21 protein-coding genes and 1 tRNA gene are annotated in these 17,278 nt (G+C 68.8%); 9 read left to right on the top strand and 13 right to left on the bottom strand.

The window, feature by feature from the left end; genetic code table 11:
- Positions 1–3 precede the first annotated feature (3 nt).
- Positions 4–375 carry a MarR family transcriptional regulator gene (locus HCA44_RS17755; protein WP_169650651.1) on the top strand — a complete coding sequence of 124 codons (372 nt, stop codon included), beginning with the start codon at positions 4–6 and terminating at the stop codon, positions 373–375.
- 3 nt (positions 376–378) lie between these two features.
- Here the strand turns inward: HCA44_RS17755 and HCA44_RS17750 are convergent, their stop codons facing one another.
- A complete protein-coding gene (locus HCA44_RS17750) occupies positions 379–1,215 on the bottom strand; it encodes an alpha/beta hydrolase (protein WP_169650650.1) in 837 nt (278 codons plus the stop codon).
- A gap of 119 nt (positions 1,216–1,334) precedes the next feature.
- On the opposite strand from HCA44_RS17750, the gene HCA44_RS17745 reads away from it, so the two are divergent.
- Positions 1,335–2,084 carry an MBL fold metallo-hydrolase gene (locus HCA44_RS17745; protein WP_169650649.1) on the top strand — a complete coding sequence of 250 codons (750 nt, stop codon included), beginning with the start codon at positions 1,335–1,337 and terminating at the stop codon, positions 2,082–2,084.
- 44 nt (positions 2,085–2,128) lie between these two features.
- On the opposite strand, the gene HCA44_RS17740 is transcribed toward HCA44_RS17745, so the two are convergent.
- The 12 genes from HCA44_RS17740 to HCA44_RS17685 all read right to left on the bottom strand — a co-directional run bounded on the left by HCA44_RS17740 (position 2,129) and on the right by HCA44_RS17685 (position 10,357).
- Positions 2,129–2,205 (bottom strand) — tRNA-Met (locus HCA44_RS17740).
- Between the two features lie 72 nt (positions 2,206–2,277).
- Complete coding sequence (locus HCA44_RS17735) at positions 2,278–3,117, bottom strand: alpha/beta fold hydrolase (protein ID WP_169650648.1); 840 nt, start codon at positions 3,115–3,117, stop codon at positions 2,278–2,280.
- Positions 3,118–3,126: 9 nt separating this feature from the next.
- Positions 3,127–3,771 (bottom strand): LON peptidase substrate-binding domain-containing protein, encoded by a 645-nt coding sequence (locus HCA44_RS17730; RefSeq protein ID WP_169650647.1) that lies wholly within the window; start codon positions 3,769–3,771, stop codon positions 3,127–3,129.
- Complete coding sequence (locus HCA44_RS17725; protein ID WP_169650646.1) at positions 3,768–4,241, bottom strand: DUF309 domain-containing protein; 474 nt, start codon at positions 4,239–4,241, stop codon at positions 3,768–3,770. The genes HCA44_RS17730 and HCA44_RS17725 overlap by 4 nt, the downstream gene beginning before the upstream one ends.
- 16 nt (positions 4,242–4,257) lie before the next feature.
- Positions 4,258–5,013, bottom strand: a complete 756-nt coding sequence (locus tag HCA44_RS17720; protein ID WP_169650645.1) for an ESX secretion-associated protein EspG — start codon at positions 5,011–5,013, stop codon at positions 4,258–4,260.
- Positions 5,010–6,254, bottom strand: a complete 1,245-nt coding sequence (locus HCA44_RS17715) for a hypothetical protein (RefSeq protein WP_169650644.1) — start codon at positions 6,252–6,254, stop codon at positions 5,010–5,012. Before HCA44_RS17715 ends, HCA44_RS17720 begins: the two co-directional genes overlap by 4 nt.
- A 39-nt stretch (positions 6,255–6,293) precedes the next feature.
- Entirely contained in the window at positions 6,294–6,875 is a 582-nt protein-coding gene (locus HCA44_RS17710) for a DUF3558 domain-containing protein (protein ID WP_169650685.1), read from the bottom strand.
- Positions 6,875–7,189 carry a hypothetical protein gene (locus tag HCA44_RS17705; RefSeq protein ID WP_169650643.1) on the bottom strand — a complete coding sequence of 105 codons (315 nt, stop codon included), beginning with the start codon at positions 7,187–7,189 and terminating at the stop codon, positions 6,875–6,877. Before HCA44_RS17705 ends, HCA44_RS17710 begins: the two co-directional genes overlap by 1 nt.
- Before the next feature lie 284 nt (positions 7,190–7,473).
- Positions 7,474–8,121 (bottom strand): RES family NAD+ phosphorylase, encoded by a 648-nt coding sequence (locus HCA44_RS17700; RefSeq protein ID WP_169650642.1) that lies wholly within the window; start codon positions 8,119–8,121, stop codon positions 7,474–7,476.
- Complete coding sequence (locus HCA44_RS17695; RefSeq protein ID WP_240945608.1) at positions 8,122–8,748, bottom strand: hypothetical protein; 627 nt, start codon at positions 8,746–8,748, stop codon at positions 8,122–8,124.
- A gap of 352 nt (positions 8,749–9,100) precedes the next feature.
- A complete protein-coding gene (locus HCA44_RS17690; RefSeq protein ID WP_169650640.1) occupies positions 9,101–9,631 on the bottom strand; it encodes a nuclear transport factor 2 family protein in 531 nt (176 codons plus the stop codon).
- A gap of 90 nt (positions 9,632–9,721) precedes the next feature.
- Positions 9,722–10,357, bottom strand: coding sequence for a TetR/AcrR family transcriptional regulator (locus tag HCA44_RS17685; RefSeq protein ID WP_169650639.1), 636 nt, complete (start codon positions 10,355–10,357; stop codon positions 9,722–9,724).
- Between the two features lie 169 nt (positions 10,358–10,526).
- On the opposite strand from HCA44_RS17685, the gene HCA44_RS17680 reads away from it, so the two are divergent.
- From HCA44_RS17680 to HCA44_RS17650, 7 genes are all read left to right on the top strand, one after another.
- Entirely contained in the window at positions 10,527–11,672 is a 1,146-nt protein-coding gene (locus HCA44_RS17680) for an acyl-CoA dehydrogenase family protein (protein ID WP_169650638.1), read from the top strand.
- Positions 11,673–11,810: 138 nt separating this feature from the next.
- A complete protein-coding gene (locus tag HCA44_RS17675; RefSeq protein ID WP_169650637.1) occupies positions 11,811–12,572 on the top strand; it encodes a glucose 1-dehydrogenase in 762 nt (253 codons plus the stop codon).
- Between the two features lie 9 nt (positions 12,573–12,581).
- Entirely contained in the window at positions 12,582–13,418 is an 837-nt protein-coding gene (locus tag HCA44_RS17670; protein WP_169650636.1) for an SDR family oxidoreductase, read from the top strand.
- 27 nt (positions 13,419–13,445) lie between these two features.
- Positions 13,446–14,204: a 3-oxoacyl-ACP reductase FabG gene (gene fabG, locus HCA44_RS17665; protein ID WP_169650635.1), complete on the top strand. Its 759-nt coding sequence runs from the start codon at positions 13,446–13,448 to the stop codon at positions 14,202–14,204.
- Positions 14,205–14,322: 118 nt separating this feature from the next.
- Positions 14,323–14,952, top strand: coding sequence for a TetR/AcrR family transcriptional regulator (locus HCA44_RS17660; RefSeq protein ID WP_169650634.1), 630 nt, complete (start codon positions 14,323–14,325; stop codon positions 14,950–14,952).
- 71 nt (positions 14,953–15,023) lie between these two features.
- Entirely contained in the window at positions 15,024–16,232 is a 1,209-nt protein-coding gene (locus HCA44_RS17655) for an acyl-CoA dehydrogenase family protein (RefSeq protein ID WP_169650633.1), read from the top strand.
- Positions 16,229–17,263, top strand: a complete 1,035-nt coding sequence (locus tag HCA44_RS17650; protein ID WP_169650632.1) for a phosphotransferase family protein — start codon at positions 16,229–16,231, stop codon at positions 17,261–17,263. The genes HCA44_RS17655 and HCA44_RS17650 overlap by 4 nt, the downstream gene beginning before the upstream one ends.
- Positions 17,264–17,278: the final 15 nt, after the last annotated feature.

Genomic DNA, 17,278 nt, shown 5'->3' with positions numbered 1-17,278 from the left:
CGTATGAAGTCCGACGCAGAGCTGAAGAGCGCGTGGCGTCGGCTCGCAAGCTGCTACAACGGCATCGCCTGCGAGCTCGACCGCCGTATGCAGCATGCGCACGGCCTCAGCATGAGCGACTTCGAAGCGCTCGACCGGCTCATGGAATCCACGTGCGAGCGGCCCCGCATGAACGAGCTCGCCGCCGAGATGTACCTGTCGCCCAGTGCCCTCTCCCGCAGCGTCGCCCGCCTCGAGAAAGCCGGCCTGGTGACGCGCGCACTGTGCGAGTCCGATCGCCGTGGCGTGTTCGTCGACGTCACCGACCGCGGGCGCAGCGTGCACGCCGACGCCGTCAAGATCCAGCACGAAGTGCTGGATGCGCAACTGAACTGATCGTCAGGCCGGCACGCGGGGCCGCAGCCACGCCACCAGATCGCCCAGCACCTCGTCCTTTTCGGGCTCGTTGAACACCTCGTGGAACAGCCCGTCGTAGATCTCGATCGTCACGTCGTCCGAACCCACGTAGCGTTCGATCATGCGCGTGCCGTCGACGCTGACGAGCGCATCGGCGCTGCCGTGCTGCACGAGCAGCGGCAGGTGCAGGCTCGGGAGCCGTTCGGGCAGATCGTGTGTCGCTGTCAGCAGGCCGCGCGCGACCCCCGCCGGAATCGCGCCGTGATGCACCAGCGGGTCCGCGTCGTACGCCGCCACGACCGCGGGATCGCGGGACACGTCGCCGCCGAGTGTCGTGACCGGCAGTCCGGGCACGACGCGTCCGAGCACCTTCGCCAGCGCCGCAAGAGGTTTCGGAGTGCCGATCGAGACGTCGACGGCAGGCCCGGACAGCGCGAGGGCAGTCAGCTCGTCCTGGTGATCCAGCGCGTAGGTGAGCGCGATCGCGCCGCCCATGCTGTGCCCCAACAGGAACAGGGGGGCATCCGGGTGCTCGCGCTTCGCGACGGCGAACAGCGCGTCGAGATCGTCCAGATAGTCCGACCATTCGCGCAGCAGCACCCGTTTCCCGCCCGACCTGCCGTGGCCGCGGTGGTCCGGGGCGTAGACGACGAGACCGAGCTCGCCGAGCCGCGCCGCCACGTGGTCGTAGCGGCGAGCATGTTCACCGACGCCGTGGCACAGCACGAGTACGCCGTGCACGTCGCCGGGTGGCGTCCACATGTCGTACACGATGCGCGTGCCGTCGGCCGCGGTGAATGCGGCTTCGCGTCGGTCCATGACGTCCGTGCCTCTCGGTGTCGGGTGCCGCGTGCTGCGTGAGCGGAGGTGCGCGCCGATCATCGCACGTCAGGGCGTGGCGGCGCAGGGCCGTCGCCGCGAGTCTCTATCGTGTCGGCATGACGACTCCGAGCGTGACCCAGGTGGCCGACGGCACGTACTTCGTAGACGCGGGCAGCGTCAACTGGATCCTCCTCGGGGACGGGCGCGCGCTGACGCTCGTCGACGCAGGCTATCCCGCGCACCGGGACGCCGTCGTCGCGTCGGTCGAGTCGATCGGTCACCGCATGACCGATGTCGAGGCGATCCTGGTGACGCACGCACATGTCGACCACATCGGTTCGATACCTGCACTGGTACAGCAGTTCTCGACGCCCGTCCTCACCTCCGACCGCGAGGCGCGGCATGCGCGCCGCGAGTATCTCGAGCAGGCGACGCCCGCCGCGGTCGCGCGGAACGTGTGGCGGCCCGGTGTCGCGGGATGGGCACTGCACATCATGCGCCAGGGCGGGCTCGAGAAGGTCTCCGTTCCGGAGGCCCGGGGTTTCGGCGACGCGTCGCCGCTCGACCTCCCGGGCCGCCCGGTGCCGGTCGCGACACCCGGCCACACCTCGGGGCACACCGCCTACCTGCTGCCCGATGTCGGAGCCGTGGTGAGCGGCGACGCGCTGATCACCGGCCACGGCACGTCGCGCCGCGAGGGGCCGCAGTTCCTGCTTCCGATGTTCCACCACGACGTCGACGCGGCGCACCGCGCGATCGGCGCGCTCGCGTCATCGGGCGCCGACGTCCTGCTGCCCGGGCACGGGCCCGTGTATCGCGGCAGCATCGACGAGGCCGTGGAGCGAGCATTGCGGTCGAGTCGCTGAAAAGACTTCAGGCCCGGGATCCGATCGGATCCCGGGCCTGGTCTTGGTAGCGGGGACAGGATTTGAACCTGCGACCTCTGGGTTATGAGCCCAGCGAGCTACCGAGCTGCTCCACCCCGCGTCGTATCTCCCACCATACACGACGCGTGAGGGGGTAATGACCAAGGGCGCTCGGGTACCAGATCGTCGCAGCTCACGGGCGTTCGGTGTGCTGCACGATCAGCCGCGCGAGCTCCTCGGGCGCCTCGTCCGGAATCCAATGGCTCACGCCGCGCAGCACCTCGAGGTGGAACGGGCCGTCGACGTAGGCGGCGGTGCGCTCCGGTCCCTGTCGCCCGACCGCGGTGTCGCCGTCGCTCCACACCATCAGCGTCGGCGCCTGCACTCGCGCGCGCATCGCGCCGCGGCTCGCGAACGGCAGCGCGCGGTACCACGCGAGCGCGCCGCGGGCGCGGGACCGGTCGCGCATCGCGTCGGCGTCGCGCGCTGCGGCGTCCGGTTGCTGGCCTGTGCGGCCCAGCGCCCACGCGGCGGTGTCGGGTCGGCCGAGCAGCCGCTCCGGGAGCCACGGCACCTGGAAGGCCAGCATGTACCAGGACTTGAGGCCCTGGGTGCTGGTCGCGGCGGCCTTGGCGAACGCGGCGGGATGCGGCACGGACACTGCGGTGAGTGTGCGGACCTTGTCGGGATGGTCTGCGGCGACGGCCCACGCCACCGCGGCACCCCAGTCGTGTCCGACGAGATGCACGGGCCCCGAACCGATCCGGTCGATCAGGGCGACGACGTCGGCCGCAAGTCGGTCGAGCGTGTAGTCGCGGCGCCGACGGGGGCGAGCGCCGTCCGAGTAGCCACGTTGATCCGGGGCGACGGTGCGGAAACCTTTCGCGCCCAATCGCTCCGCGACGGCATCCCAACTTCGGGAGTCCTGTGGGAAGCCGTGCAGCAGCACGACTGTCGGTCCGCTGGCAGGCCCGCTGTCGCGGACGTCGAAGCGAAGACCGTCGCGTTCGTACGAGTCGAGCCGATCGTTCATCGTGTCCTTTCACTCGAGCAGACGGAACTGCACCATCTCGACCGCGTTCTCCACCGCTTCGGCGACGGCCCGCATGCGCGCATCGGCGCCCGCCGCGGCGAGCACCTCGAGCCGGTCGGCATCGCCCATCGGAACATGGGTGGCGATCTCGAACAGCCGCTCGCCGAGCGAGCCGCGGAAGCCGGAAATCTGTGGTGTATCGGGCTTCTCGCTGCCGGTACGGTCGGCCAGCTTGCCCAGCAGGCCGTACAGGAACTCGATGCGCTCGACCAGCGCGGGGAACTCGAAGTCGACCAGCTGGGTGCCGTTGTCCTCGTCGGGCCACAGGTCGACGTCCGCGACGGGGTACGGGTCGTCCGGCAGCCACGCGTTGACGCGGATGCGACTTTCGGTGCGGCAGAACAGTTCGTAACGGCCTCCACCAGCCTCGACGTGTGCCTCGATGCGGGCGAGGGTGCCGATGTCGTGCCTCTCCTCGCCGCCGCCGACCTCGTTGCCGCGCGCGATGAGCACGACACCGAACAGCGGGCCGTCGGGCGACGCGAGGCAGTCCTGCACGAGACGCTGATACCGGGGTTCGAAGATGTGCAGCGGAAGTTTCTGTCCAGGAAGAAAACTGGATCCGAGCGGAAACATCGGCAAACGCATGGTCACGGTACTCGCAGTCGGGGGACGGGAACGGGTTCGAGTGGGCGGTCGGCGTCGATCTCGTATTCGATGTGCTCTGCCCATGCCATGAGGCCGGTGATGTCGAGATCGTACGGTGGGTCGGTCTCGTAGAGCCGGATCCGCGCGTGGGCCTGCGCCATGAGCGAGCGGGCGCCGACACGGTTGCCGCGCAGCAGATGCGTGAGCCCGACGGCGAGTTGGGCGAGGCCCTGCCACAGCGCGCGTTCCTCAGGCGGGCAACTCTTCCACACGCTTTCGAGCACTTCGTGGGCGTGGAAAGGCTGTTCGTGGTCGAGGAGGCGCTGGGTTTCGGTGATCGCCTCGCCCGGCGGAAGCTCGAGGTCGTCCGGTATTCGGGGCACGCCTTCGGCGCCGCGCGGGAGCGGACGGCCCAGACCGTCGCGCGGGCGCGCGTTGAGCGGGCGTCCCTGTTCGTCCCGGTCGCGATCGGCCATTCCGACAGCCTAGCGTTCAGCGGGCAGCGGGTGCCGGTTCTCGGGAGGTGGCCGCCACGAGGATCGAATGCAACGCGTCGCGGATGGCGTCGGTGTCCGCGGCGCGCAGGTGGACGCGATGGTCGCGGTGGTACAGGTAGCGGCCGTCGTCGGCGATGTCGAGCCACGTCAGCTCGTCGACGAGGGGTTCACTCGCACCCTCGCGGGGCCCGTGCACACACAGGTACCCGGCGCCGTCGCGGCGCGACACGATCTTCCTGATCAGCTGCGCCCCGCTGGCCTGTGCGCCCTGCAGCACGGTGGGCTGGGCGTCGCCCAGCTCTTCGGGGTCGGCCGACACCGAGCGGGTGCGGCCGGGGTGCATCGACGGGATCGCCGCGAGCAGGCCGCGGCACATCCAGTCGAGGGTGTCGCGGACGTGGCCGCCGCGCGCGTCGATCGTGATGGTGCCGAAGCCGGTGGCGGCGTCGTCCTGATCGGCGACGACGCCGACGCGGCCGCGCAGGCACATGCGACGCCGGATCGCGGGCCCGTTGCCCACCTCCGGCACGTAGAGGGTGACGCTCACGTCGGGGTTGCGCAGCGCGCGGATCGACGCCTCGAGTTTCGGGTCGTCGATGCCGTCGCGCCAGCGGGCGAGCCGCATCTGCTGTTCCGCGTACTCGTTCTGCGTGCGGGCAGGCGAGCGGTAGCGCAGCGGATACGGCATACGATCGAGTCCCGTTGTCTCCCAGAGGCACATGAACTGCCCCGGCGTGAGCGACCAGCTCATGCGCCGATGACCGGGGGTGACACGGGTTCGATGTCGCCGATGAGTTCGTTTCCGTTCTCGACGTTGACGAGGTAGCTCGGAGTCTCGTGCTCGGTGTCGTCCTCGCCCTTCGCGCCGCGTGCGCCCGCACCCATCATCGGCATTCCCATGCCCATGCCGGGACGTGCGAGGCTGCTCGGCTTGGCGCTGCCCGCGGCTGCCGCAGCCGCGGCACCCGCTGCGGCCCCGGGCGGGACGGCGCCCATCATCGCGCCGTTCTGGTTCTCGCGCTCGTCCTTGCGGCGAGCGGCGCTGCCGCCACCACCGACGCCGTACGCGCCGCCGCCCGCACCGGCTCCGCCGCCGTGGGCACCCGACCCGGCCTGACCGTTCGGGTTCGCGCCGGTCGACGCGGCGCTCGTGGATGCGGCGTCGGGTCGGCCCAGGCCGGAACCCTGGCCGAGGCCCTCCGCGCCGTTGGCGGATGCTGCCTGCGTCTGCGCTGCCGCGTTCGGGTCGCCCTGCCCCGCGCCAGCCTCGGCGGCACCGCCCGCGGCTGCGTCGCCGGCCGCGCCGGCTCCGCCCCCAGCGCCGCCACCGAGCCCGCCGACACCGCCCGAACCGATACCGCCGACGCCCGGGCCGGCGTCGCCGGGACCCTCGGGTGCTCGACCGAATCCGGGCACGTTCGTCCCCGCCGAGGTGTAGTTGGGGACGTAGACCGCTTCCATCGCCCGGATCGCGGTCTGGCGCGCTTCCTCACGGGCCGTTTCCTCGGCCATCACACTCGACCCGCTCAGAAGCGCAAGCGGTGCGGTGGACGACAGGCTTGGCTGGGGGATCGACGCCTTGAGGTCGCTCGCGGCGCTGCTCAGCGCGTCGAGCTTCAAACCGACCGACTGGAGCGCAGAACGCATACGCGCTGCCGGCTGCGACAGTTCTGCGATCGAACTCGTCGCCGCAGTGGCCGCGTCGCCGGTCCAGCCCCGGCCCAGCGTCATCTGCAGGTGCAGCAGCTCCCAGCCGATGTCGATCGATGTCGCAAGTTGCCTGTACCGGGTGGCCAGCTCGTTGATTGTGCTGGGAGCAATCGCCGAAACTTTGGCGGAGATCTCTTCGTGGGTGAATCCCTGGAAGCTCTCCATGGTGGAGATGTACGGCTCGTCGGTTTCGAGGTCGCCGTTGTCGATCAGTTGGCGGACACTGCTGTTTGTCTTCTCTCGCTCAGCCGAACCCGCGCCGCCCGGAACGAGTTGGTTCACAACAGTATCTAGGAAGTCGCTGTTCTCACCCGACATTGTTCATCCCCCCTGTGGAACGTATCGTTCGATGATCGCCGCAGTCTGATCGAGGCCCTTGCACCATTCTTCTTTAGGGGCCTCCTCGCCGTCACCCCAGACCACTGTTCGTGACGCGATCACCACGCCAATGTCCGAGGGAAAGGCAATAGCGCAGGCTTCGGGAGCTGCCGGGTCTTCGTCGAGAAGAGCCGGGCGGGAACCAACCGTGATGGGAGTCGAATAGTCCTTGACCTTTTCCCGCTGTTCCTCCCAGGTTATGTTGCCGGAGAGCACATTCAGGCCATAGCGGCCGTCGAACGATGTCCATGTGCAGTCGAGGAATGTGTACTCGTCAGGAGAGAAACTGTCCTCGTCGGCGTCGGCCGGATCGTAACCAGCTTCTCGGAGCGCCTCGTCAGGTAGGTCGAGACAAGGATCGAAGTTTACCTGCGGTCGCCCCGACTTGTCGGTGGCTCGTGGCGTCCGCTCCGCAGTCACCGCAGGCGCCGCAGACTCGTCGATGTCGGGACTCCCACACGCCGTCGCGCCTGTCCAGAGCGCGCCGAAGACGAGGAGCGCGAGCACAGTGTCTTGACGTCGCATCACACAATCTCCTGCACGTTGGCGGCGAGAATGGCAGCGAAGTCGGTGTCGGTCTCGATTGCGCCGTCCTTGACATCGAGCAGCGCTTGCCGTGTCCGTTCGACTGCCCGGCGCAGATCAGCAATCGCGCTAGCAGTCAGTTGACCTTTCTGCTCGTACCCGACCGTCAGCTGGCGTCCAGAATCGAGATCGCCAAATCCGTAGACCCGTCCCAGACGGACCGCGCTTCTGTGGCCGTCCTCCAACTTGTCGATCATGTCGTCGCAGATCCCGACACATTCGTCGATCACCGCCGGATCAAGACTGAATGCCATAACTCGCCCCCCGAACGTTGGTTGTACCGTGCCCCCGTCAGACAGTGTCGGCGATCCTATCGCAGGCCGTGTTCGTGCCGCCCGGAACCAGTGCTTGCGCTGGCCGGAGGTCTGGGTCAGTCGACGTAGCGTTCGATGATCGCGGCCGTCCGATCTGCAATCCACTCGTCGATGTGGGGGTCCCCCGGTGCCGTCACATGCGCCCTGCCACTGCTTTCATCAGCCCCGCGCGGGGATCCCTTCGAGTCCAGCCTGGCGAACCTGTGGGATACGGGCGTGCCTGGTCAGACGATGGTGTAGCCGAGCTGGTACGCCGCAGTGGCGATCGCGCCTTCGAGCGCGAGGTGCGCCAGCGGCAGCGACAGCGCCGGTCGGACAGGGAAGGCGTCGACTGCTCGTTCGACGAGTGCGACGCACACGCTCCCGGCGAACCGGCCCCGGTAGATGACGCCGTCGAGATCGCTGTGGGCACGGTGGATGGTGCGGGCCCAGTGCTGACTGCGGCCGTGCGCGGCCGAGTCGAGAGCATGATTGCCTCCCACGCGGGTCGCCCAGGCCCCTCCGCCGATCCCGGACACATCCAACAGCCGTAACGGCCGGGTGCACTTCAGCCCGGTCAGGTACGGGTCGCGGTACCGGCGGTCGATGACACGCGCAGTCTGGAAGGCCTCCGCCAGGCCATCGCGCGGATCGGAGACGCCGTACCAGATGCCGTAGCCGGAGTGCTCGGCTCGGGGGAGCGGGTGATGGTCGAACCGCAGGATCGGCCCGAACGTCCGCATCCCGTCCCAGGGCAGGACATGACTTCCGGTGGTGTGGTGGACGCGCCACAGCAACTCGGTGGGCTGCCAGGTGATCAGTTCGTCGGGATGGATGCCCGCGTCGCGCAGGACGGAGACCGTCGGAGGCGGCGGCAGAGCCACTGTCCCCATCTACGCCCCTTCCCAGGCCGCAGCAGCGATCACGTCGACGACCTGCTCGATCTCGGCGTCGGTTCCCGCGCAGCCGGTCAGCCACGCTGCGATCGACACCGGTCGCCCGTCGACGGTCAGGGCCGGCTGCGGCTGCGTGAGCAGCGCCTGCACGGTGAGCGGGTGCAGATCCTTGCCCAGCTGCGGGAGGACTTTCTCGAGGTGAGGCACCGCGCCGTCGGCGGTGAACTGGCCGGGCGGCAGCAGCCGGTTCCGGCCCGAGTCGAACGCCCACAGGGTGCCGTCTGCCAGGCGCTGGCGGACGCGGGCGGTGGTGACGCCGAGGCGCTGCGCGGCGTCGGCGACGGACAGGGAGCTGCGAAGTAGGTGCTGCATGCGAATGTCCCGGTCCACGCGTGCCGCCGTGGCGGCCGCGGGGTCGGTGACGAAGCCGGCCTCCTCCAGCAACGCAGCGTCGTGCTCGGACAGCGCAGGACCGCCCGGCACCTCGGCTGCGGCGAGGCTGTGCACGATCCGCGCGAAGACCTCGCGATCCATGTCGGTACCGGTGACTTCCTGCACCGCGGTCTCGAAGTCCAGGTCGCCGTGGCGGTAACGGTCTTCTACGCTCTTGGCCGCATCGCTCATCGCCATCGCCTCCTTGCGGCTATTCGCTCGCGTAAATCAACGATAGTCCTGTGGGTGCGCTGCGGCTACCGGCTCATCGCGGACCTGGTACTCACCGGCGGTGGGCCTCGTATTCCATGCCCTCGAGGCCCTTGCGGCACTCGTCGCGGGGTGAGTTGTCCCCCCTCGTGCGGTACCGGCGATCCGGACAGCCCCACCTGCAACCCAGAATGTGCACTCGTCCGGTGTGAAGTCTTGGTGGTCACTACCGGCCGGCGTGTACCCCGCCTCGACGAGCGCTTCGTACGGAATGTCCGAGCAAGGGTCGAATGTGACGAGTGGCCGACCCGACTTGTCGGTGGCTCGTGGCGCCTTACGCAGGCGAGTTGCGCTCGCGGTACGAGTAGAAGCCGGGTGTGTGGTCGACACGCAGGCGGGTGAGGTTGCGGTAGCTGATGAGCCAGCGTCCGTCGACGCGGCGATATTCCTCGTGGTAATGGCCCCAGCCGCGCAGCGATTCTTCGGTGTCGCCGTTGGTCCACCAGAGGTTGTCCTCCATCGCCCAGATGCCGGTCGCGGTGGTCGGGGATGTGAAGGTGATCTCGGGGGTGTGTCCGTGGTGGGCGGAGGTCACCGTCACCACGCCGTCGAGAAACGAGCTGATCGCCCTGGTGAGCGCTTCGGTGCCGACGACAGCGCCCGGCCGCTCGGCCGGCGGAAGGTGACTGTGGTCGCCGTCGACACTGCTGAACGTCTCGCTCACGACGTCGTCGGTGTGCATTTCGGGATACCGGTCCCACTGCTTGGTGTCCATGACGCGCAGCCGCAGTGCGAACGCTGCCTTGATCTCCTCGAGCCATGCGAGTTGTTCGGCGACGGGGACGGATTCGAGGAAAAGGCTCATCGAGTGGCTCCTGTTCGGTCGGGGACGCGGCAACAGGATGGCGGACGGGTCGGCCCGTGCGGTGGCGCGCGCCCGCTGGCCGGGAACGCGTCAGCGCGCGGCGACGAGACGCAGCGCCAGATCGGAGTACAGGTCGGCGACCACGGCGGGCTCGGTGTAGGCGCCGGCCGGGAACCAGCGGCACACGTCGACGCACAACGACATCAGCGCGAGCGTGACGCCTTCGGCGTCGGGCACTGTGAACTCGCCGGCCTCGGCACCCGCATCGACGACGGCCCGGAACATCGCGGTGATCTCGCGGCGCAGCGCGACGACCGTGCGGTAGTGCTCGGGGGAGAGGGCGTTGAGTTCGTACTGGATGACGCGCGCACGCGCGTGATGGGACGCCTGCCAGTGCGCGAACGCGGCGACGAGTGTGCGCAGCCGCCACGACGGCGGTGCCGACGGGTCGTCGGCGTCGGTGAGGCTCTCGCGCGTCGCGACGTGCCCCTCGTAGCTGATCGCGAAGAGCAGCTCTTCCTTGGACGCGTAGTGCGGGTACATCGCCGCGGGGCTCATCCCGAGCAGCGCCGCGATCTGCCGCGTCGTGGTGCCGCCGTACCCGTTGGCGGCGAACGCGTCGATGGCTGCAGTCCGGATGCGCGCAGCCGCCCTGGAAGTGCTGATCGTGGGCGCAGCGGTGCTGATCGCCGGGGTACCGATCGGGGGCAGCGGGGGCTGGGTCATGTCGCTCCATCGTCGGGTGCATTGACAATATGCCGCGCCGTCACCAGAATAAGCAAGCGCTTAGAAACTAAGCGGGCGCTTATCCGTCCAGGGTGGGTGCCCGCGTGTCTCTGTGCGCCGGCCCACCTGTTTCCACCCAGTCCGTCTGTTTCAACCTGAGGAGCGGTCCATGCGACGCACCCTGTACGGCCCCGATCACGAGGCATTCCGCGAGTCGGCACGCGAGTTCGTCACGCGCAATGTCGCGCCGGTCGAGGAGAAGCTGATCGAGCAGCGGTACATCGACCGCGAGATCTGGCTCGAGGCGGGCAAGAACGGCTTCCTCGGCCTCGAGGTGCCGGAAGAGTACGGCGGCAGCGGTGCAGGCGACTACAGGTTCAATGCGGTTCTCGCCGAAGAGCTCTCGCGCAGCAGCGCCGCTCTGGCGTCGAGCTTCGGCATCCACGCCGACGTGTGTGCGCCGTACCTCGTGCAGCTCACCACCGAGGAGCAGAAGCAGCGGTGGCTGCCGAAGTTCTGCACAGGCGAGATGCTCACGGCGATCGGTATGACCGAGCCCTCCGGCGGCTCCGACCTCGCGGCGCTCAAGACCACTGCGGTGCGCGACGGCGACGACTGGATCATCAACGGCTCGAAGACGTTCATCACCAACGGTTTCAACGCCGACCTGGTGATCGTCGCGGCGCGCACGAGCCCGGAGAAGAAGGCCAAGGGCATCACGCTGTTCGCCGTCGAGACCGGGATGGCCGGTTTCGAGCGTGGCCGCAAGCTCGACAAGGTGGGTCAGCCCGAATCCGACACGGCCGAACTGTTCTTCGAGAACGTGCGAGTGCCGTCGGAGAACATCATCGGCGAGATCGACCGCGGCTTCATCCACATGATGGAGATGCTGCCGCAGGAGCGTGTGGGCGCAGCAGTCGCGAACATCTCGCATGCCGCCCCGATTCTCGAAGAGACCATCGCATATGCCAAGGAGCGCAAGGCGTTCGGCCAGCCGATCGGCTCGCTGCAGTGGAACAAGTTCCTGCTCGCGGATCTGGTGACCCGCGTCGAGGTCACGCAGGCCTACGTCGACCAGTGCATCGAGGCGCACGCCGAGGGCAAGCTGTCGGCAGTCGACGCGGCGAAGGCGAAGTGGTGGACCGCGCAGGTGCAGAACGAGGTGCTCGACCACTGCGTTCAGCTGCACGGCGGCTACGGATTCATGAACGAGTACCGCGCGGCCCGCGCGTGGAAGGACGCCCGCGTCACCAAGATATGGGCCGGCTCGAACGAGATCATGAAGGAACTGATCGGGCGCGATCTGGGTCTGTGACGTCTCCGGGTCCGGGCGGTGACCCCGTCCGGACCCCGACGTCCGACGTGACCCGGATCTCTCCTGGGCCCGCAACTCTGGTACAACAGCGCTACCCCGGAAGACTCGATCCCCAGAACCATCCGACAGGAGATCACGATGTCCGTTCTCGACAAGTTCCGACTCACCGATCGGGTGGTCGTCGTGACGGGTGCGTCGTCCGGCCTCGGCGTCGCGTTCGCGCAGGCCGCGGCCGAAGCGGGTGCCGACGTCGTTCTCGCCGCGCGTCGTGTCGACCGGCTGCAGGACACCGCGGCGCTCGTCGAGCGCGCCGGCCGCACCGCCCACACCGTGGCCACCGACGTTGCCGAGCCCGAGCAGGCGCAGCACATGATCGACGCCGCGATGGAGCGTTTCGGCCGCGTCGACGTCCTCGTCAACAACGCAGGCATCGGCACCGCCGTCCCCGCGACGCGGGAGGCGCCCGACGACTTCCGCCGCGTGATCGACATCAATCTCAACGGTTCGTACTGGGCCGCGCAGGCCGCCGCGAAGGTGATGCAGCCCGGCAGTTCGATCGTCAACATCTCGAGCGTCCTCGGCCTCACCACCGCCGGACTGCCGCAGGCCGCGTACGCCGCGAGCAAGGCGGGCGTCATCGGTCTCACACGAGACCTCGCGCAGCAGTGGGGCGCGCGTAAGGGTATTCGCGTCAACGCCATCGCACCGGGCTTCTTCAAGTCCGAGATGACCGACACCTACAAGCCCGGCTACCTCGAAAGCATGCAGGCGCGCATGGTCATTCCGCGAATGGGCGATCCGGAAGAGCTTGCGGCCGCTGTGGTGTGGCTCGCATCCGACGCCGCCGGATATGTCACCGGCCAGACGATCGCCGTCGACGGCGGCATCACGATCACGTAGGCGGGAGTCATGACCGACCAGTCCGAGCACACATTCGACGGCGCCGTCGCGATCGTCACCGGTGGCGGTGGCGGCATCGGCGGCGCGCTCGCCGAGCGGCTGTCCGACGCGGGCGCCCGCGTGGTGGTGTGCGACCTCGACGCCGACTCGTCGCGCGCGGTCGCCGAGGGCATCACGGAGCGCGGCGGGCACGCGGTGTCGTTCGCCGGCGACGCGTCCGACGAGGACACGATCGCCGCGTCGATCGAGCTCGCGGAGAGGACTTTCGGGCCGGTCGACTACTACTTCGCCAACGCGGGTGTCGCGGCGGGCGACGGCATCGAGCCGTCCGACGACGTGTGGTCGCTCGCGCTCGACGTCAACGTGCGGGCGCACGTCCGGGCGGCGCGACTGCTTCTGCCGGGTTGGCTCGAACGTGGCCGGGGATACTTCGTGTCGACCGCGTCGGCGGCCGGCCTGCTGACCCAGATCGGTTCGGCGCCCTATTCGGTCACCAAGCACGCGGCGGTCGGATTCGCCGAATGGCTCTCGGTCACGTACGGCGACAGGGGGATCGGCGTCAGCTGCGTGTGCCCGATGGGCGTCGACACGAAACTGCTGCACGACGACGCGGCGCTGTCGCCGCTCGCGGCGCGCGCCGTCACCACCGCGGGTACGGTCCTGTCGCCGCGGGACGTCGCGGACTGTGTCCTCGCGGGCGTCGTGACGGGCACCTTCCTGATCCTTCCGCATCCCGACGTCCTGGACATGTACCGGAACAAGGGTTCGGACTACGACCGCTGGATCCGCGGGATGCGGCGCTACCAGAATGCGTTGGCGGCGGCCGACGCACAGACCCACACGTAGAAGCAGATTCGAACACGGAGGTAGGGCATGGCACAGGAAACTCGGACCGCGATCGTCACCGGCTCGGCGCGCGGCATCGGCGCGGCCGTCGCGAAGCGGCTCGCGAGCGACGGCTACAAGGTGGCCGTGCTCGACCTCGACGAGGCGGCGTGCGCCGACACCGTCGAGGCGATCAAGGCGGCGGGCGGCGAGGCGCTCGCGGTCGGCGCGAATGTCGCCGACGAGGACTCGGTCGCCGCAGCGGTCGAGCGGATCGCCGCCGAACTGGGCGCCCCCACGGTTCTCGTCAACAATGCCGGCATCATCCGCGACAACATGCTGTTCAAGATGAGCGTCGACGACTGGGACTCGGTCATGGCGGTGCACCTGCGCGGCGCGTTCCTGATGTCGCGTGCCTGCCAGAAGCACATGGTGGACGCCAAGTTCGGCCGCATCGTCAACCTGTCGAGCACGTCGGCGCTCGGTAACCGCGGCCAGGCCAACTACTCCGCGGCCAAGGCGGGCATGCAGGGCTTCACCAAGACCCTCGCGATCGAGCTCGGCAAGTTCGGTGTGACCGCCAACGCGATCGCTCCCGGCTTCATCGAGACCGACATGACCGCAGGTACCGCGGCCCGCGTCGGCGTGCCCTACGAGGATTTCAAGAAGGCTGCGGCATCGCAGATTCCGGTCAACCGCATCGGTCAGCCGGAGGACATCGCGCACACCGCGTCGTTCTTCGCGAGCGAGGGCGCGGGCTTCGTGTCCGGTCAGGTCGTCTACGTCGCGGGCGGTCCGAAGGACTGACGGCTTCGGCCTTCCCCGTTCCCGGCGAATGGCACTTTCGACGCATGAGACGCGCCGAAAGTGCCATTCGCTGCGTTCGGGGCCATCGCCTTTCGGGCCCATCGTCTACGGTGGGCGAATGAACGAGAGCCGACACGATTTCGGTGGTGACCAGCACGGGGCGTGGCGGGACTATCCGGACCAGGGCTTGTCGAAGGTGCTGTCGGCGGCGTTGTCGGCGTTCGTCGAGCGCGGTTACGATGCGTCCTCGATCCGCGAGATCGCGTCGCGTGCCGGGCTGTCGGTGCCCGGTCTGTACCACCATTATCCGTCGAAGCAGGCGATCCTGGTCGGGCTGACCAATGCCGTCATGGAGGAGTTGTTGCGGCGCAGCCGCGCGGCCTCGGCGGAGGCGGGTGCGACTCCGAGCGAGCAGTTCGACGCGGTCGTCGAAAGTCTGCTGCGCTTCCACATGTTCCGCCGTGAGCAGGCGTTCGTGGCATCGCGCGAGACCCGCAACATGGCGGCCGACGAGCGTGCGGCGTACATCGCGCAACGCGACGAACAGCAGCGCATGGTCGATCGCATCGTGCAGGACGGCGTCGAGACCGGCGCATTCCGCACGTCCTACCCGCTCGACGCGAGCCGCGCCGTCGTGACGATGTGCGTCGCGGTGTCCACGTGGTACCGCGAGGACGGCCCGCTCACGCCCGACGAGCTCGTCGAGCGCTACCTCGCGATCGCACGGGACACCGTCGCCGCCTCTTGACTCGCCTGCCGGTCTGTGCGACGGTCATCGTGCCGAGCGATCGATCGGTCGGGCTGAGAGAAAGGCGTGGAATGGCTGTCGACCTGGCGTATTCGACCGAAGTGCAGCAGATCGTCGACCGCACCGAGGTGTTCATCCGCGATGTCGTGCTGCCCGTCGAAGACGAGCACGACGGCGACATCACCGCTGCGGGCGGCGACGCCCTGCGTGTGGAACTGCAGACCCGCGCGAAGGAAGCGGGCATCTTCGCGCCCCACGCACCCGTCGAGTTCGGCGGCCTCGGGCTGAACATGAGCGATCGCGTCCCCGTGTTCGAGGCGGCCGGGTACTCGCTGTTCGGTCCCACCGCGCTCGGCATCGCCGCGCCCGACGAGGGCAATGTGCACATGCTGGACCACATCGCCGACCAGGCACAGCGGCAGGACTTTTTGGCCCCGCTGGCGCACGGTCACGTGCGCTCGGCCTTCGCGATGACCGAACCCGCACCGGGCGCGGGCTCCGACCCGTCGGCGCTCGCCACGCGCGCCGAGAAGGTGTCCGGCGGCTGGAAGATCAATGGCCGCAAGCATTTCATCACCGGCGCCGACGGCGCGTCGTTCTTCATCATCATGGCTCGCACGTCGGGCGAACCGGGCGACCGCGGCGGCGCGACGATGTTCCTGGCGCCCGCCGATCTGCCCGGTCTGACTGTCGGCAGGCACATCCCGACACTCGACCGCGCGATGGTCGGCGGCCACTGCGAGGTCTCGTTCGACGACCTGCTCGTGCCCGACGACGCGGTACTCGGCGAGGTCGACCAGGGTTACCGCTACGCGCAGGTGCGGCTCGGTCCGGCGCGTATGACGCACGTGATGCGGTGGCTCGGTGCCGCACGCCGCGGACACGACGTCGCGGTCGACTACGTCGCGCGCCGCGAAGGCTTCGGCGACGTGCTGGGTGATCTCGGCATGATCCAGAAGATGGTCGCCGACAACGAGATCGACATCGCCGCCACCCGCGCGCTGCTCGTGCGGGCGTGCTACGAACTCGACCTCGGCGAGAACGCTGGCAATGCGACATCCATCGCCAAGACGTTTGCCGCCGAGGCGATCTTCCGCATCGTCGACCGCTCGATCCAGATGTGCGGCGGCCTCGGGGTGTCGTCGGACCTGCCGCTCGCGCGGCTCTCCCGTGAGGTGCGCCCGTTCCGCATCTACGACGGCCCGTCCGAGGTGCACAGGTGGGCGATCGGCAAGCGCACCGTCGGTGCCGCCAAGCGCGCGATCCGGGAGTCGAAGTGAGCGCCGCGGCGGAACATGATCTTCCAGGGCTCGACCTCGAGGCGCTCGACGCGTTCCTGCGCCGTGAGGGCGTCGAGGTGCGCGGTGCACTGCGCGCTCGCCTGCTGTCCGGCGGCAAGTCGAATCTCACTTTCGACGTGCGCGACGACGCGTCGCACTGGGTGCTGCGCCGCCCGCCCACTGCGGGCCTGACGCCGTCCGCGCACGACATGGCGCGCGAATTCCGCGTCACGCGTGGGCTGTACGAGACGGCGGTGCCCGTGGCGCGTGCTGTCGCGCTGTGCGAGGACGACGCCGTGATGGGCGCTCCGTTCGCGGTCACCGAATATGTGTCCGGCCCGGTCGTGCGGATGAAGCAGGACCTGGAGGCGTTCGGCGACGCCGAATTGGACGGTGTGGTCGACGAACTCGTGCGTGTGCTGGCCGAACTGCATGCGGTCGACTACGCCGCGTGCGGGCTCGGCGAGTTCGGCCGCCCGGACGGCTACGTGACTCGCCAGGTCGCGCTGTGGGCGAAGCAGTGGGAGCGTGTGAAGGCCGACGACCTGCCCGACATCGACCGGCTGCACATGCTGCTCGCGGAATCGATTCCGCAGCAGTCCGCGTCGTCGATCGTGCACGGCGACTACCGGATCGACAACACGATCCTGGACGGGGACGGCTCGGTCGCGGCCGTCGTCGACTGGGAACTGTCCACGCTCGGTGATCCGCTCACCGACGTCGCCTTGATGTGCGTGTACCGCGACCCGGCACTCGATCTCGTGCTGGGGGAGCCGGCCGCGTGGACGAGCGAGCGGCTGCCGTCGCCCGACGATCTCGCCGAGCGCTACAGCCGCGCGTCCGGCCGCACGCTCGACAACTGGCAGTTCTATCTCGGCCTCGCCCATTTCAAGATGGCGGTCATCGCGATGGGCATCGACCACCGATACCGCGCGGGCGCGACCGTCGGGTCGGGCTTCGACACGGCGGGCAGTGCGGTCCCGGAGTTCGCGGCGCGCGGCCTCGCAGCGCTGCGGTCCGTCAGCAGCTGACCGGAAGGCGTTGCG

The organism is Rhodococcus sp. HNM0569 (genome assembly GCF_012726205.1).
In the GTDB taxonomy this organism is placed as follows: Bacteria; Actinomycetota; Actinomycetes; order Mycobacteriales; family Mycobacteriaceae; genus Rhodococcus_F.
Note: the sequence above shows the minus strand (reverse complement) of the source record. Positions and strands in the feature narration are given on the sequence as shown.